General features: G+C 56.7%; 10 protein-coding genes and 2 pseudogenes. 8 read left to right on the top strand and 4 right to left on the bottom strand.

Annotated elements, in window-relative coordinates; all coding sequences use genetic code 11:
* Nucleotides 1-946 precede the first annotated feature (946 nt).
* Complete coding sequence (locus XI05_RS11355) at nucleotides 947-2,170, top strand: GFA family protein (RefSeq protein ID WP_271501527.1); 1,224 nt, start codon at nucleotides 947-949, stop codon at nucleotides 2,168-2,170.
* Nucleotides 2,155-2,832 (top strand): 2OG-Fe(II) oxygenase, encoded by a 678-nt coding sequence (locus XI05_RS11350; RefSeq protein WP_271501524.1) that lies wholly within the window; start codon nucleotides 2,155-2,157, stop codon nucleotides 2,830-2,832. Before XI05_RS11355 ends, XI05_RS11350 begins: the two co-directional genes overlap by 16 nt.
* A gap of 1,087 nt (nucleotides 2,833-3,919) precedes the next feature.
* Here XI05_RS11350 and XI05_RS11345 read toward each other — a convergent pair.
* From XI05_RS11345 to trpD, 3 genes are all read right to left on the bottom strand, one after another.
* Nucleotides 3,920-5,230 (bottom strand): peptide ligase PGM1-related protein, encoded by a 1,311-nt coding sequence (locus XI05_RS11345; protein ID WP_271501522.1) that lies wholly within the window; start codon nucleotides 5,228-5,230, stop codon nucleotides 3,920-3,922.
* A 582-nt stretch (nucleotides 5,231-5,812) separates the two neighbouring features.
* Complete coding sequence (locus XI05_RS11340) at nucleotides 5,813-5,995, bottom strand: hypothetical protein (protein WP_172789331.1); 183 nt, start codon at nucleotides 5,993-5,995, stop codon at nucleotides 5,813-5,815.
* Nucleotides 5,996-6,254: 259 nt separating this feature from the next.
* Complete coding sequence (gene trpD / locus XI05_RS11335; RefSeq protein WP_271501519.1) at nucleotides 6,255-7,268, bottom strand: anthranilate phosphoribosyltransferase; 1,014 nt, start codon at nucleotides 7,266-7,268, stop codon at nucleotides 6,255-6,257.
* A 1,949-nt stretch (nucleotides 7,269-9,217) separates the two neighbouring features.
* Between trpD and XI05_RS11330 the strand changes: the two genes are divergently transcribed.
* From XI05_RS11330 to XI05_RS11315, 6 genes and pseudogenes are all read left to right on the top strand, one after another.
* Nucleotides 9,218-9,424 carry a hypothetical protein gene (locus XI05_RS11330; protein WP_271501516.1) on the top strand — a complete coding sequence of 69 codons (207 nt, stop codon included), beginning with the start codon at nucleotides 9,218-9,220 and terminating at the stop codon, nucleotides 9,422-9,424.
* A gap of 1,857 nt (nucleotides 9,425-11,281) precedes the next feature.
* Entirely contained in the window at nucleotides 11,282-11,689 is a 408-nt protein-coding gene (locus XI05_RS39750; RefSeq protein ID WP_442869258.1) for a DUF7694 domain-containing protein, read from the top strand.
* Between the two features lie 830 nt (nucleotides 11,690-12,519).
* On the top strand, nucleotides 12,520-12,837 hold the full coding sequence (locus XI05_RS39520; RefSeq protein WP_333939849.1) for a YopT-type cysteine protease domain-containing protein: 318 nt from the start codon (nucleotides 12,520-12,522) through the stop codon (nucleotides 12,835-12,837).
* Entirely contained in the window at nucleotides 12,758-13,327 is a 570-nt protein-coding gene (locus tag XI05_RS11325; RefSeq protein WP_271501514.1) for a YopT-type cysteine protease domain-containing protein, read from the top strand. Before XI05_RS39520 ends, XI05_RS11325 begins: the two co-directional genes overlap by 80 nt.
* Nucleotides 13,328-13,353: 26 nt before the next feature.
* Nucleotides 13,354-13,703, top strand: a pseudogene (locus XI05_RS11320) (transposase); the annotation flags it as partial.
* Nucleotides 13,704-13,759: 56 nt separating this feature from the next.
* On the top strand, nucleotides 13,760-13,990 hold the full coding sequence (locus XI05_RS11315) for a transposase (RefSeq protein WP_271501512.1): 231 nt from the start codon (nucleotides 13,760-13,762) through the stop codon (nucleotides 13,988-13,990).
* 18 nt (nucleotides 13,991-14,008) lie between these two features.
* Here the strand turns inward: XI05_RS11315 and XI05_RS11310 are convergent.
* Nucleotides 14,009-14,299 (bottom strand): annotated as a pseudogene (locus tag XI05_RS11310) (transposase domain-containing protein); the annotation flags it as partial.
* Nucleotides 14,300-14,411: the final 112 nt, after the last annotated feature.

Genomic DNA, 14,411 nt, shown 5'->3' with positions numbered 1-14,411 from the left:
TTCCAGGGGCGCCGTTCGGTCGTGTTCGACGACGTGGAAGGCCATTGCATCTTCCCGTAACGGTCACGAGCGAACACGGAATAGCCAGCGACCGGATCACCGTACTGGCGCTGCCGTCTGCACGCCTAAAGCGCTGTCGCTGGCTCCGGGGCGCAAAGTTAACCTATACGTCACTGTTGAAGCCAATCTCAGCGGTTGAGCAGACCTGTACGCATGTGAGCGGCCGCCGGTTCTTCGCTGTTTGCTTTCTGACAGCGGCGCGTAGCCTCTGACACTCGCAATGAGGAAGCGTCACGGCTTTTTATCAACTTGTTCAGATCTTACGGAGCGAATTCAAGAGTTGGCATGATGATTGCTGTGAGTCACTAAGAAGTTGGAGGTGGTAAGAACCGGCGGGGGTCGCATTGATATGCTTTGTGCCGCCCGGAGCGGTATGACACCAGGGACCAAAGGCCTTAAGAGCACGATACGTACAAACTGGAGTCTACAATGCTGTCCCAGGCTGACGGCGGTTCGGCGAAATGGCGCGAGCGGCAAGCGCGAGGGCTTGATCCGTTCGCTCAAGATCGTGAAAGCTGCACGCGTGCCGAGCGGCAAGGCACGCCACTCGCGCACGCGACATTAGCTTTAAAATGGCGTGGGCGGCGCAGTATCCGTTTTGAGTCTCGGCGCTGATGCTAGTCGTGGCGGGCATTGCGGCGACTGCTGGTGGACAGGAATCCGAGCGGATTCCCGGCGCTCCAATAATGAACGCATTCCTTCGATGCTCATGAGTTGCACTGAGCATGCCGCTGTCTGCGTTCGCGAAGCAAACGACAAATAGTCGCCTAGAAGGCGAACGCGATTATTGGCCCTTCAAAGCCAATGTACCTAGGACGGTTAATAGTTGGCCCGGACACGAAGTTGCTTCGCCAAGGACCGTTCGCTTCTCTTCTGCAGGGGTCAAATGACATCTCAAGCGTCTCGCTTTGCCGCGGATCAGCCTCCGAAGATTTGCTACGAGTACTTGACCGAGCAAGCGCGAGCCTTGTTCGGCACGCATCCGTTCGCCTCGCAGTTGTCCGAAGATCAGGTCGCCAGCCTGCTCCCCGAATACCTGGCGATGTCACAGGCGTTCCCGTACCTGCAGGCGGGCTCCCAAAGGGACCTCATATTCGATGCAATGTATCACAATCGGGATATTGCGAGAGACATTGAACTGACCAGCGTGGTCGCGAACTTTATCTGTTGGGATGAGACCGGTGGTCATGGCCGAATTCTCCAGGGAGGCAAGGCCGCGCTACCGGATATTCTGTTGACAGAAAACTTTCACTCCAACCTGTTGAAGAAAGATGCCTCCCAACTACTCGGCCGAGCAGTACTGCCCAACTATAGCGCTACGACGAAGGAGTATCTGCATTCTCTCTACGCCGGATTGTCATCGAAAGACTCCCTCGTTCGTTGCGCTTACATGGTAGCGTTTGAGCTACATGCTGCGGACATGATCCAGTCTCTGTGGACCGCTCTGGCCAAAACGTTTAAAGCGAAGCCGGAAGATCTGGAGTATTTTCGCAGCCATGTGGGCGGAGAAGATCCCGCTGAGAAGTACCACGGCGAAATGACAGGTCGGCTGATTGGCGAACTTGTGCAGCCTAACCGTAGTGATCGTTTTTTGAATGAATTCCTCCGCGCCTATCGGCTCAGCGTCCAGTGGTGCCGCGATCTCACCGCAATTGCGGCACGCACGGTGGATGATCACTCAGAGATCGAACATCATGGCAGTTGCCATTGTGGCTCTGTTAAGTTCTACGTCATAGCGCCGCGAGAGCTCTCTGGAGTTCGTTGCAATTGTTCGATTTGTCAAATGTCTGGGTTTCTCCACTTGCTCGTAACTGGCGATAAGTTACGCATCGAGCGCGGTGAAGAATTCCTCACGACATATCAGTTCAACAAGAACATTGCTCGGCACACGTTTTGCCGGCTTTGTGGGGTAAAGCCATTCTATAGGCCGAGGTCAAACCCCTCCGGGTTCAGCGTAAATATTCGATGCCTGGATAGACGGACGGTCGCACGCGCAAGAATAACCGAGTTCGATGGCGAGCATTGGGAGCAAGCATTCGTCTCAATGCACAAGGACCCGGAGTCCTGCTTCGAAGATCAAAGGAGTGAGCTCGAATGGCGCGCGCAATGAGCGATAAATCCCGCCAGCTTTCACAAGAAATGCTGACAAAGTACCGCATAGAGCTGTTAGTAAAGGGGACGGCCGTTATCGCCCCCCAGATACTGTTCACTCAAGCCGACTTGACCAAGATCGATCAGCTGCAGGCTGAGATTCCCGAAGAAGAAGTGCGGGAGGGAGATGCCGGCGACTTGCACAGCGTCTTTGTCAAGCGCGTAAGGGTGGATCCACCAGGTCGCGCGCCCAGCAACGTGAGTGGTGCAGCTTCAGGGCAGATTATGGAGCTACTTGAAAGTAAAGACCGTAGCTTCGCGCTAAGACAGATCTTCGGAGCATCCTCAGATTACGTGGTTCGCCGATGCCAAATGCATCGTATGCCGCCTGGGTCCTTTGTGGGCATCCATTTGGATGCGAAGAGTGATCCGGATTTTGAGTACGCGGTGATTGTGCAGCTGGCGCGAGACTTCGAGGGCGGTGAGTTCGTGGTATATCCTACCGGGTACGAACAGCACGTATTCCGACCACCATTTGGCGCTGTGCTTGTCACAACATGTAAGGTACGGCATGAAGTAAAGCCGGTATCGAGCGGGGAACGCCGATCTCTCGTCTACTTCTGTTCAAAAAGGGGCGGCGCCAACCGCCGGATCATCGAAAGTTCCAGCGCTCGGCTATGAGGTGGCGCGCCTGATATGGTTCGCTGAGAATCGAGCGGCAGGCGAGCTCTCCGTGAAAGTTAAAACGCTTTCACATCTTGTGGTCAGTGTTTCTCGTAAAATCTGCGACAGTTCTGGTCCGAAGCCATGGTTAACATTGATCCATGTACAGGCCACCACGTGCCATCCGAGCAAGGGTTGGGGGGTGGTCATCTTTGTGGCTGGGTGAAACCGGGCAGGCGCTTCGGCGCTGCGCGATTCTGTATTCCGGGTAGCGTTGGGTTCCGCAGAACTGTAGTGGCGAGCCTCCCTCAAGGTGTTAGGGTCGGGCACGCAGCAGGCTAGGTCCAAGGAGCGTCGTGCTAAGGATCATGTGGACGGTCTTCTGAGATTGGCTGATGGCTCGACTACAACGAGAAGCTGGGCATAGCCGAGCTTCTTTACAAAACGAGTTAAAATGGCCGGCGAGCGTGGCGTCCTTGCCGGACTCGGTCGTCTTCGCGCCCCGCGCGCTGCGGGCGGAGTCCGCATCTTTCGCAAAGCAAGGCCAATCCCGTCCGCCGCTGAAGCTGAGGTCTTGAGAGTGTACGAGTGGGAGAGCTCAGCTGCCTACAAGTATCCTCTTGCTGTTGGTAGCTTGGATGAGCATCTGCGCAAGCCAGGGATCGCTGCTCAACGTTCCGAATGGTCGCTCGACGATGATCTTTTCACTGTAAGCTCAGCCCTCGTCCTCGCCCGAAGATTGGTGCCGCTTTCGTGCAGTTGCGCAAGTCGCTGGTTGCAAACGCAGCCGCTTGATCATGACTCTAATCTCCGCCGAGAATGTCGGATTGGTGAACGCAATGCGCTTAGCGATGCCGTTGCGCAGGACAGCCTGTTGCAGCGATCGATCAGCTGGGTGAGAATATTCCTCCCGCAAGGTCACGATCATGACCCGACGTTTAGCAGAGGGATAAACCTAGCTTCTCGCCCTGTCCGGCTCTGCAGTGACTGCAGCCAGCCGCAGCGCCGAACCTATTTGCTTAAACTGTGCCCTCTTTTATTTTGGGGCTGGGGAAAACGCTGCTCTTGCGCGGGGCGGTGAATTGAGCGTGTGAAGATGTGTTCGCTAGGACCTCAACAGTTGGTGTTGCTGATCGTGGGCCGCGGCCCTGTCGGCCGCAATCACAACGCACTCCACGGTACCAGCCTGTTCGTCGGCGGCAAGCGGGATCACGCCTGTCTTACGTGTGCGGTCGAATAGCAATCCCTCTTTGAAGAAGCGATCGTGCGCCGCTTGAAAAGATGGTGATCGTACATTTCTTACAGATAAAATAACGTTGCGACTGGAATAGTCGGGGCCTAGTAGCCGAATCGCAATGTTGTGTAACACCGAGCCGCCACCCCAGCGGCCGTTCGCTTCATTGAACAGCAACCGTCCGTCTTTGGCGAAAATAGCGTCGATGTTGATCAGTCCGCGATAGCCGAGGTCTCTCGCTAGCGCCACAAATCGGTAGGCATGCTCCTGGGCAGTCAACCACTGCTCGTTCTCTAGATCGCTGGGAAGCTCAAGCCCTGTCCAGATGAGAGCCCTTTCGGACCGATCTGTGCTTTTATGCAGGCGTATGTTTCCACTATTGATGAAAGCGATTGATGCATCATCCTGGATTGCATACTCGAGATAAAACAAAGATCGGGCCAAGTGGTATGATTCGACGACCAGCGTCTTACACGATGCTGTTGTGATCTCGGAGTAAAGCGCGCCAGGATCAAGCGAACGCCAGGAAATCCACCGAGTATCTCTGGCTCCAGGTAGGGGATCGCTTTTACTGCTCGTCAAGATGACATTTCCGACCCCTCCAGCTCCATTATCCAACTTCACGATGACCCTGCCGGTCTCGGATTTGAGGGAAGTGACCGCTTTTAACAGTCCATTTGGATCTGTCGCGACACATCCATGAGGGAGCGGAAGTGCTACGCTTGTTCCCAACTGACGGAAGTGACTCTTGCGATTCAGTAAATCAGGCCCGCGCTGTAGGGCGAAGTCGTTGCCAATCTTCGGTATGCTTAGTTTGGCCGCCAAGTGTGCGACGCCTTCAGTAAAGTAGCAGGGGTACAATCGCCAGGTGGACTGTTGACGAATATGTCTTTTAATTCGTGTGACAACAGTCTCGGACAGCAACGCGCAATCATCGAGGATGGTCGGTTGGCGGCTCGTTGGTACAAGCAGGCGAAGACTCGATGCATCGAAATCCAGCGTCGCGCCAATGAAGGATAGCAGATCTGCCGGGATCACTACCGGGGAGACGATCAGGTCGCCCTCCTGAGCAAACCACGCTGAACGGAATGCCGAGCTGGCGGCCAGCGAAAGTTGAGCCTTTGTTAGGTGCGCGCCCGACATCTGAGGCGTACCGGCATTCATAATTAGAATTCGCGGCATTCGCGAACCTCCTGGCATCTGGACTTGATCAGGATGGGATGGTCATGGCGACCACGGTCGAAGGGCTTTGCGGCGGTCCCGATTGCGGCGATGGCCATCGGGAATAGGGAGCATGACCAGCGATCGGTCCGCCGATCTGACCGGCTGGGCTGAGGCATCCGAAGTCCTTCACACCCATGTAGGTAACACCCCAAGAGCCTACGATTTAACGTTACGTCAGGTTCAAGCCCCTTTTGCGGGCGGCTCATGCCCGAAGGGGGCCCAGAAGAGCTGGTGTCGCAAGCATCAGCGGCGCCCTGTGGGGCAAGCCTGTGGTTGAGGCCTTTAAGGAGCGAGGCGGGTCCAACGAATGACCCAGTCGCCGAGTTTCGACGAAATCTAGAGTTGGTGTGCGTATGCAGGCCATCACCATCGATGGCCAGTCCGACAAGGCGAGATAAGCGGCCGGAGCAATCGCCATCGGAGCCACCGCTGAACGAGCGAGCAGCTCGAATCCAGGCTTGGGCGCAAGCATTTTGAGCGTCGGCGTAGAGCGCAACGCCGGCCTGCTAGTGTCTCTCCGTGTGGAGACGGCATCCGGACCTAATTTTCTCTCAAGAGAACGCGCCGCTTTGCTTCCAAAAGGTGCCCATCCAGCGTCTCGTGCAGCGCACGCCGCAGTTCCGGCGGGATCGAGCTATCTGTATCGATCAATTCTCGAAACTTCCGAATGATGTGTTCTATCGTTGCGATGGTTCCAAGTGTTTCAATCCTCTGCCACGGCATCTTCGATCGTCTCCTTTGGCGCGTTGCGCACGCTTCGTCGAGGGTCCCCATCTCACAACCGGGCCTCGAACAGCCTCTGGTGCACCAAACGTTGGCTGTCGAGTTGAGTGTTCAGCGCAAGCTCTTTTGACCAGGACTTGCGCGAGCGGCGCTCCCTGAGAAATCGGCAGCAGTAACGCGCATTCTCGGCTGCTACAGTTTTCCAGCGCGTAAGCTACACTATTCGATCGCAAGGATGCGGCATCAACGAGCTCGGCTGTCAGGCGTTCGAAACCGCGATCAACCGCTTCAGTCGAGCGGCTGCAGCGCCCCGATCAAGTGATTCTTGTCCGAGCGCCACGCCTTCCTCTAGGTTCGAGGCCCGCCCGGCCACCACCAGTGCGGCCGCCGCATTCAGAAGGGCGGCATCACGAAATCGACCTGGCACGCCATCGAGCACTTTTTGTATCGCAAACGTATGAGCCTCGACATCACTGCACTCCAGCGCATCGGCGCGGTAGCGGGGAAGCCCGGCTTCTTCCGGCGTGACTTCGAACGTGCGGACTGTACCCGCCTCAACCGCAGCAACAAAGCTCGTGTCGGTGAGGGATAATTCATTGAGCCCGTCCGAGCCATGAACCACCCATACCGAATCGGCACCAAGGTTCTTCAAGACTTGCGCCAGAGGCTGCACCCATTCGGGAGTGGGCACTCCAAGGATGTGCCGCTTGACCCCGGCTGGATTCGACAGAACCTCGATTAGATCGAACATCGTGTGGGTTCCAAGTACGCTCCGGATCTGCCTGATGCGCTGCATCGCCGGAAAGTCGGGTGACGCAAACACGAAGCCAATGTCGGCTTCGTGCACACAACGTGTAATTGACTCTGGCTTGAGATCGACCTTTACGCCGAGGTGCGCCAACACGGCTGCCGTGCTGGAGCGCAAAGATGCAGCACGGTTGATATTCTTGGCGACGGGAACGCCGACGCCGGCGACGATGAACGAAGCGCACGTCGATACGTTGAGCGAACACTTAACGGTATCGCTCGTACCAGCGATATCGATGGGATCACATCGCGTCTCGACCCTTGGCACTATATTTCGCATTGCGGATGCGGCGCCGGTGACTTCTTCGACCGTCTCCCCGCGGACCCTCATCCCAATTAACAAGCCCCCGATTTGCGAGGGAGTTGCGTCGCCGGACATCATGCTGTCGAAGGCTGACGCGGCCTCCTTGCGGGTCAGAGTGGCGCCGGTGGCAACTTTACCGATAATCGATTTAAGCGGTTCCATCGAACTTTACACGTTCCTTCCAAACTAGGGTCCGTCCGTTCCGTCAGGCGTCTTCACAACGGCGTGCGCTGCTGCAGCTGCCGGCCTATCCGCACTCGCTATGCCGCACGATTCCTTGAGGCGGGGCGTCGGATGAACGTGGCGTCTGTGGCGAGGCTACAACCTGACGCTACGTGAGGGTCAAGCTCTCTCCACTTCGATGGGGCTCTCGAGAGGACATCGGCGGCTAGTCAGACCGCTGAGTTGCTTGATGCGAGCATAATAGCTCTGTCTCGCACCCGCTTTCAGTCGATCTTCCGGCTGGATCAAAAGGCGCCGATTTTCCGGTGCCGCCGTGGCGGAGCCGCAGAGCGGCTTCCGCACGTGCTATGAATATATTGATGCCAATTCCAGACTGAGCTTAGCTGCTCTACGAAATGACCCCACGTCGCTATAATGAACCTGCGCATGACAGCCTCCAGGAAGCGATCGACGCGTCCGTTGACCGGCCCCGCATGAACGTGGTGAGCCGTTCGGCGAACCCTCGTATACGTGTTGTACGTCAAGCTGGGACGACTTCTGGAGAGGAGTAGGAGAGACCGACCGCAGCATCTTCACTTCGATCCGCCGCTCTTATTGTCAATGTCCCGCCCGGAGATCACGTAGCGACATTGCTGACTGAGACGGTCTTGCTTGGATCTGAGGCAGGCAGTGATAGCGGTGCGATCTGGTATGTGACTGCTACAAAGACGGAATACGTCTTCCATGCAGGCCTCTTTCTCGTCTGCGGTCGGTGTTCGATCACTCGCCTTGATCGGCGCAAGCATTACAGTTGCCATTGCCAGACCTAGAGCGATATCGCGGTAGTAGAGTCTGAGGTGCGGAGCCAACTGAATTCGTTGTTTTTGCATCATGACATTCCTTCAGTTCGGTGGAGGTAATTATTGTTCTTGCTGCCCGGAACGCATCACGTGCAAAACGAAAAACAGGCGGATCTGCTTGGCTGCCTGCAAGCTCGTTGCTCTACTGTTGCCGTTCTCACCGTGGGGGACTCGTCGTTTGTCCAGGACGACAGGAAGCGACACCATGCACGTCGGCAGAGCCTTACGAAGAGGCGAGGTACTAACATCCGCGCCGACGCACCAGCTGGACGTCTTGGAGTTGCTGATGATTGTGCGGCCAGTGCATGCCTCGATGTCTCGAGGAGTGCCTGAGCCCTGCCAGACATGAGCTGAGGTACTATGGTCAGCCTAATCGCCGGCCGACGAGTGACGGCGGACTCGCCACGATTCCGCTCGAACCGGCCCTGGCCAGCTCTGGCGAAGCATAGAGATCCGAAAGAGCGGATGTGCTTGTGTCGTTCTTGATGATGCGCCCGGCCTTGCAAGAGCGACCATGATGACGGGCTGAGACAATGTTTGGTGTCATCGCGCTTCTATTCCACTTTATCTGAAGAGGTTGGGCGGGGTCATCTGTGAGTGAGGTTGCGTCTTGCGTCGGGTCAGGGAAGGCTGCGGTGCTCGGACCCTGGCCGCGCAGACGTCGTAACCCGCGATTAGTTCAGCAGAAGCAGGAATAGCATTCGAGGACTCGGAGGCAGGTTTGCGCCTGGATGACGTGAGGCTCTCTGTTCGGTCGTCCCCTGCGATTTTAGATGCTTGAGGCATTCCAAATGCTCGTGAACTGTCACTCGACTGATTGTCAGAGGTGATCCCCACTTGTCCAGAACCCTACAATCTAACGCCGCGTGCGATTCAAGTCTTTTGGTGAGAGCAATGGTCTGAAGCTGTCGGTGCCTGTGCGTTCTTCGTATGAGCATCGAGTGCAATGCGCATTCGGCCGTTTCTGAATGGTTGCCGTGGATTGGGGGCTGACTGCTTCGGCAGCCGGCTCCACGAGCGTCGCTCCTACGTGATGATACGGAGTGTCGCTGTCGCAATTCGTTGATCTACGGATTGCATGCTCTCGGCATGAATCCGAAAAGTAAACTGTACCAGCCCGATCACTGGCGAGGCCGCGCGGAAGCAACGCGAAAGAAAGCGGCAGCGCTCATCGACGGAAAAGCCAAAGACAGGCTGCTTAAAATCGCATTGGAGTACGACAAGTTAGCGTGGCGTGCCCACTTCTGGCAGATGCGCAAGAACGAGGACGATACGTGGCCTGAGCGAGAGCTGTAACGTCGCTACCGTCCTTAAGGCCTCAGCCCGTCGATCTCTAGCCGACCCAATGGCTAGGTAGATATCGGTCAGCAAGCAAGTTAACTGCCGCCTGTGCGGAGCATTGAGAGAAGCCAGAACGCAAGGCGCCTGACCGTCCTATGCCACACCCGTGAGGGCACAGCCGGCCGCCTGGCCAACCTTCCCTCAGGTCGCCTTGTTTCGTCGGCTTCTCGAAGGCTAACTGTCACATAAGGAAAATACGGGCACTAGTCCTCACTTACAGTCGATCCGTCGCGCCTCACTTGGAAGCCCGGATGCCACTCGCCGCAAAACGCGTTGAGCTGCTAAACTCAATTTGGCGGTTCCTCACGCTGCAGCGGCGTGTCGCAAATTCGAGACATTCGGGGAAGCCGAAATGTCCTCTGCGTCCGCCGGAGCAGCGCACTCAATATCCAGGTAGCAGCGCGAAGCGCCCTGGCACCAGTTTGTTCGAAGCGGTGGCAGCCCGCGATCGCGAGAGGCGCCAAAAGTACATCGGGGCGTGTGCCATGCGCGAGACTGTTTCAGAAGAACGCCGCGATAACTGAGTAGATCCCAGCCCAAAGCAGCGCCTTTATGAGGAGCGCGGCCACAAGCCATAAGTTCCACCTTTTCTGGGGTCGCGGGGAGGGACGATCGGCACCGACATGCATGATCGTTGGGTTCTTTGTTGCGCGCCAATGTGTCGTTTCATTAGGCTGAGCGCCGGTCAACAGAAATATGCCAAGTGTTGCATGCCTCCTGTCACTCATAAGTTTGCAGTCCTCTTTTCATTCTGCATCAGAACCGATGTTCGTTGCGGCGGCCGTCCGGCCGATTCATTGCTTGTGAGTTTTTCGCTACAGCGAGATCGCGTTCTGTCAGCACAGCAATCGACATGCCACGAGGTAGAACTGTCTGCAGCGCTTTTTATGCGGTCGATTGGTGACACGGAGCGATTGCGCGACGTCGGACTCGCGACATTCATGTCGCAAACTACACCCGCATTAGCGGCAAAACGTGAGCGGTTCGCGAGCTCCATGCCGTGGACAACGCGTTAGGAGCTGCATCTTAGTGGTGCAGGAAAGCGGGCGACATTCGCAGTTGCAGTCGATGAGATCGACTAACCATTGTTCCTGACCGTTAGCTTACGACCAGGTCAGCAGGCGATCCGCCGAATGGTTCAGTTCAAAGAACGGGCATGCCTGCGTCCGCGGCTATGTGCGTGCCGATTTGGACGCCCTAAAACTGGACCATTTTCACATAAATGGCGCATTAGGACTGTTCAGCCTTGGCGAGGAGGCGTCGAGTGATCAAGTACTCCCTCACCAGGCGGCAATGTCACCCCGATCTATCTGGTGCCACTACTGGTGTTGCGAGCATCATGAGATCTAGATGCCCAACCGGGGAGCGTGCCATGATGAAGACCAATTCATTGAAGACGAGGTGACGCGTCAAGAGTCGCTGATTTCGTCTGCTCAAGCGGGATGTGCGCTCTGCCGTGATGAGCAGTCAATACTGCCTGGCATCGATTAGAAATTGGTTCGCCTCGGAGACACTGATGACGGACTTACATGAGTAGCGGGAGGTGCAATCGGCGGTTCAAGTCGCCCAACGCGCAGATAGTGGTACCGCTCATCCTCGGGCAACCGGCGGCCCGAGGCCGCAATACGTCTTAGAGCAATAATCAGGAGAGTGAGTGATGATAGACATCTACGGCTTTGGCGGATGGTGCGCTGTAGATTGGTTTAGGAACGCTGGGCCGAGGACCGAGCAGGTCAACTTGTTACGAGACAGCGTCATCTACGTAGACTTCAGGGCTCTCCGAGAGGCAAAGGAGCGAGCGTGCGAGCGCAGATGATTGACAAGCTGGAGGCCGGCCGCGTGCAACACGGCCGGTTCGCTACTGCTCCAGGGTCAGGCCCTTGCGGTCTGTTCATTGTGCAGGGGCCTTGTGGGTGTGAACTCAAGATAAGTGCATTTGTTCGTCCTGGCTGGGAGCATGTCGCTGTTTCAACCCCGCGGCGTTGTCCGAACTGGGACGAGATGTGCTTTGTGAAAGACCTGTTCTGGGATGAAGAAGAGTGCGTCATGCAACTGCATCCGCCACATTCGAGGTACGTGAATAACAGTCGATATTGCCTTCACTTGTGGAGACCCACTTATCGAGACATTCCGATGCCGTCCCCCAGCTTCGTAGGCGTCGTTGGACTAAGCCCCTCAGATGCGGCAACGTTGTTCGCGCGAATGAGCGCGACAGCATGACGGGCTGAGCTAACAAAATGCGAGCAAAAGGTGAGGTTGAGCAGGTGAACAAGCACCGGTTCGGATGCCCGAAATGACGTGTCACATGCCGGTGTATGTCGGGCTCGCTAGACTCTTGCAGTGTGCAAGCGAGACAAACCTGAAGTGCGGCCGGCAAACAGGAGCGGCTAACGGCACACTGAGTCGGGGGGGGTGTCTGCGCGACTTGTTGTGGAGTGAACAAGATCATACCGTGTGTCCAAGCCGGGGTTTTCGGATCTGTGCTGAAGCTGTGTTAACGGCAACAACAGCATCTCACTGGCCGATGGTCGATCACGCCACGCGAATTGCGCACTCTTGGAGGCGAACTTGTGCCGACCGAGCGGCGCAACACGATAAACGTGAGATTGACCACCAAAGCGACGGTCGCGCTGTCCGGCATTGCCATCATCCTGACTGCATCTGCAATTCCAAGCGCGCCGTCTGTAAGTGTGCAAGAGTAACTAGCTGTTCGGCAACTCCCTCACACCAGCGAACCCGGCTCGTAAGTGGCACTGTCGTGCAACCAATTGGTCGTCGCGGTGATAGCTTCCCCAGGGCTGCTTGGTGGTCAGCTCTTCGTCAGTTTGCTGCGATATCATCCGCAGCGAGATGTAAGCAGCGCGCTACCTCTGAGGACGCGTGCGCCAAAGAAGCAGGTGAGCCAGCATGTATAATCGAGTCGATGGCCAGTACACACGCGCTATTCAAGCTGATGGATCGAGTAGGCCCGCAGACAGTAAGAATTTGCGCAAACACTCAGCGAACTCGCGCGACAGGAGAGCCGGCCGTCCGGCGAATTGTTCGACAGGATGGGGCTCTGCTTCAGCAAGCCACATACCTCAGATGTAATCGTTGATAGTCCAAGCGCCTCCAGCGACAGCATATCCTCTCTGTCCTCCAGCTCGGAGTTATCCTCGACGCCTAGCCCCGCTCGCTCTCTATTCAAATACAGGACTGCTGAACTGTCCGAAGCCAATGTCAGCGGAATCTGTGTTGGATTGGTAGCGGAGTGGCTCCTTGACCTCCCAAGTAGCCCGAAAAACGCGAATGAGGGCTCTGCTCCCGGACACCGAAAAGCACCGCTCAGCAGCACGCCGGCAGGAACAGTACGAAAAGCTCAGGGCTGAATTGAAAAACGAGGGGGCGGATGGAGGCAACCTCCAAGCAAGAAGCGCAACGTTACGCAACGCTGGCCTAGAGCCGTCTGCTGAAGACACGCGATATGGGTTTGATACATCTTCGTGCATTCAGATCGTGAAGGAGATCACCAAGGATGAGTCCATGTATTTGGTCAGGATGGGTTTCGCCGGAGGTCGCTCCCACGTCATTGCGACAGTGACGTCGAATGGAGCAACGACCCTCTTTGATCCTAACTGTGGCGAATTCACTGTTCCGTCGGATGGGCTCGGAGGGGTGTTCATGAGGCTTGCGGAGCGCTACAGGAGCGCCCCGAACAACCTTGAACTATTGACTGTCGCCACACAAAAGATGATGCGAGGACTTTCTAGGTTGCAACGGACCTCGCCGGATGCCACCGCACGGAGCTTCATCGGTCGATGCGCGACAGCCGCGGCGCCTACTGACCTGCCACTGCGTATTTCCTCCAGAAGGAGTTAGAGTCCGGCCCGAAGAAGGACGGACAGATGAAGCGAGCAAGGTTCACGGAAGAGCAGATTATCGCGGTATTGAAGGAGCATGAGGCTGGGGCGAAGACAGCCGACCTGGCTCGCAAGCACGGTGTTTCCGAGGCGACGATCTACTATTGGAAGGCCAAATTCGGCGGCATGGACGTTTCCGAAGCGAAGCGGCTGAGGGCCTTGGAAGAGGAGAACGGGAAGCTGAAGAAGCTTCTGGCCGAGCAGAGGCTCGATGCGGCCGCACTTCGCGAGCTCCTTTCAAAAAAATGGTAGGGCCCGCCGCCAAGCGCGCTGCGATCGCGCATCTGCAGGCCGTCATGAGCCTGTCGGAACGGCGGGCCTGCTCGATTGTGGGTATCCGTCCGGTGAAGGCCGCCTTGCGGAATGAGGCGTGTTGTTGAGAACTGTCCTTATGGACAGTGATAGGCGCAGTGCCCAAGTCGAACGGCTTGAGGTGGTGGACACGCGGCGGCGACGGCGCTGGTCCGAGGATGAGAAGCTCAAGATCGTCCTGGAGAGCTTACAGTCGCCGCGCCAGGTCGCGGCAACAGCGCGGCGGTATGGCGTTTCGCGCTCATTGCTGCTGCGATGGCGACGGTCGTTTCGTACGCGTCCGGTGACGGCCCTGGTTAGGTCATCTTGAACGGATGGCTGACCGCGCTTATGCGGCCTGAGCGACGTTTTGAGGTCGCCAATTCCACGGCATGAGTTCGTGGATGCGCTTGGCGGGATGATCCGGTAGGCGCGCCAGCACGTCGGCGAGCCAAGCCTGTGGATCGATGTCGTTGAGCTTGGCGGTGGCGATAAGGGTGTAGATCGCAGCCGCACGCCGGCCGCCCTCATCGGAGCCGGCGAAGGTCCAATTTCTTCTGCCCACGGCGACCGCTCGTAGCTCGCGCTCGGCAGCATTGTTCGACATGCAAAGCCGTCCGTCATCAAGGAAGCGGCTAAATGATAACGTACAGAGTCTTTCGCACTTTCAGGATTGACGGCTTCTTTTAGAATGAAGGAGCTTTGAATGAACGATGGGAATGCCATGGGTCAGGTGATCCAAATTGATGAGG

It is taken from the genome of Bradyrhizobium sp. CCBAU 11357 (genome assembly GCF_028128865.1).
Taxonomy (GTDB): domain Bacteria; phylum Pseudomonadota; class Alphaproteobacteria; order Rhizobiales; family Xanthobacteraceae; genus Bradyrhizobium.
This window is presented reverse-complemented; position numbering and strand designations above follow the sequence as displayed.

Coding starts and splice junctions, on each gene's coding strand:
- XI05_RS11355 (WP_271501527.1), top strand. CDS start 947: ATGACATCTCAAGCGTCTCGCTTTGCCGCGGATCAGCCTCCGAAGATT.
- XI05_RS11350 (WP_271501524.1), top strand. CDS start 2,155: ATGGCGCGCGCAATGAGCGATAAATCCCGCCAGCTTTCACAAGAAATG.
- XI05_RS11345 (WP_271501522.1), bottom strand. CDS start 5,230: ATGCCGCGAATTCTAATTATGAATGCCGGTACGCCTCAGATGTCGGGC.
- XI05_RS11340 (WP_172789331.1), bottom strand. CDS start 5,995: ATGCCGTGGCAGAGGATTGAAACACTTGGAACCATCGCAACGATAGAA.
- trpD (WP_271501519.1), bottom strand. CDS start 7,268: ATGGAACCGCTTAAATCGATTATCGGTAAAGTTGCCACCGGCGCCACT.
- XI05_RS11330 (WP_271501516.1), top strand. CDS start 9,218: ATGAATCCGAAAAGTAAACTGTACCAGCCCGATCACTGGCGAGGCCGC.
- XI05_RS39750 (WP_442869258.1), top strand. CDS start 11,282: ATGATTGACAAGCTGGAGGCCGGCCGCGTGCAACACGGCCGGTTCGCT.
- XI05_RS39520 (WP_333939849.1), top strand. CDS start 12,520: ATGGGGCTCTGCTTCAGCAAGCCACATACCTCAGATGTAATCGTTGAT.
- XI05_RS11325 (WP_271501514.1), top strand. CDS start 12,758: ATGAGGGCTCTGCTCCCGGACACCGAAAAGCACCGCTCAGCAGCACGC.
- XI05_RS11315 (WP_271501512.1), top strand. CDS start 13,760: ATGGACAGTGATAGGCGCAGTGCCCAAGTCGAACGGCTTGAGGTGGTG.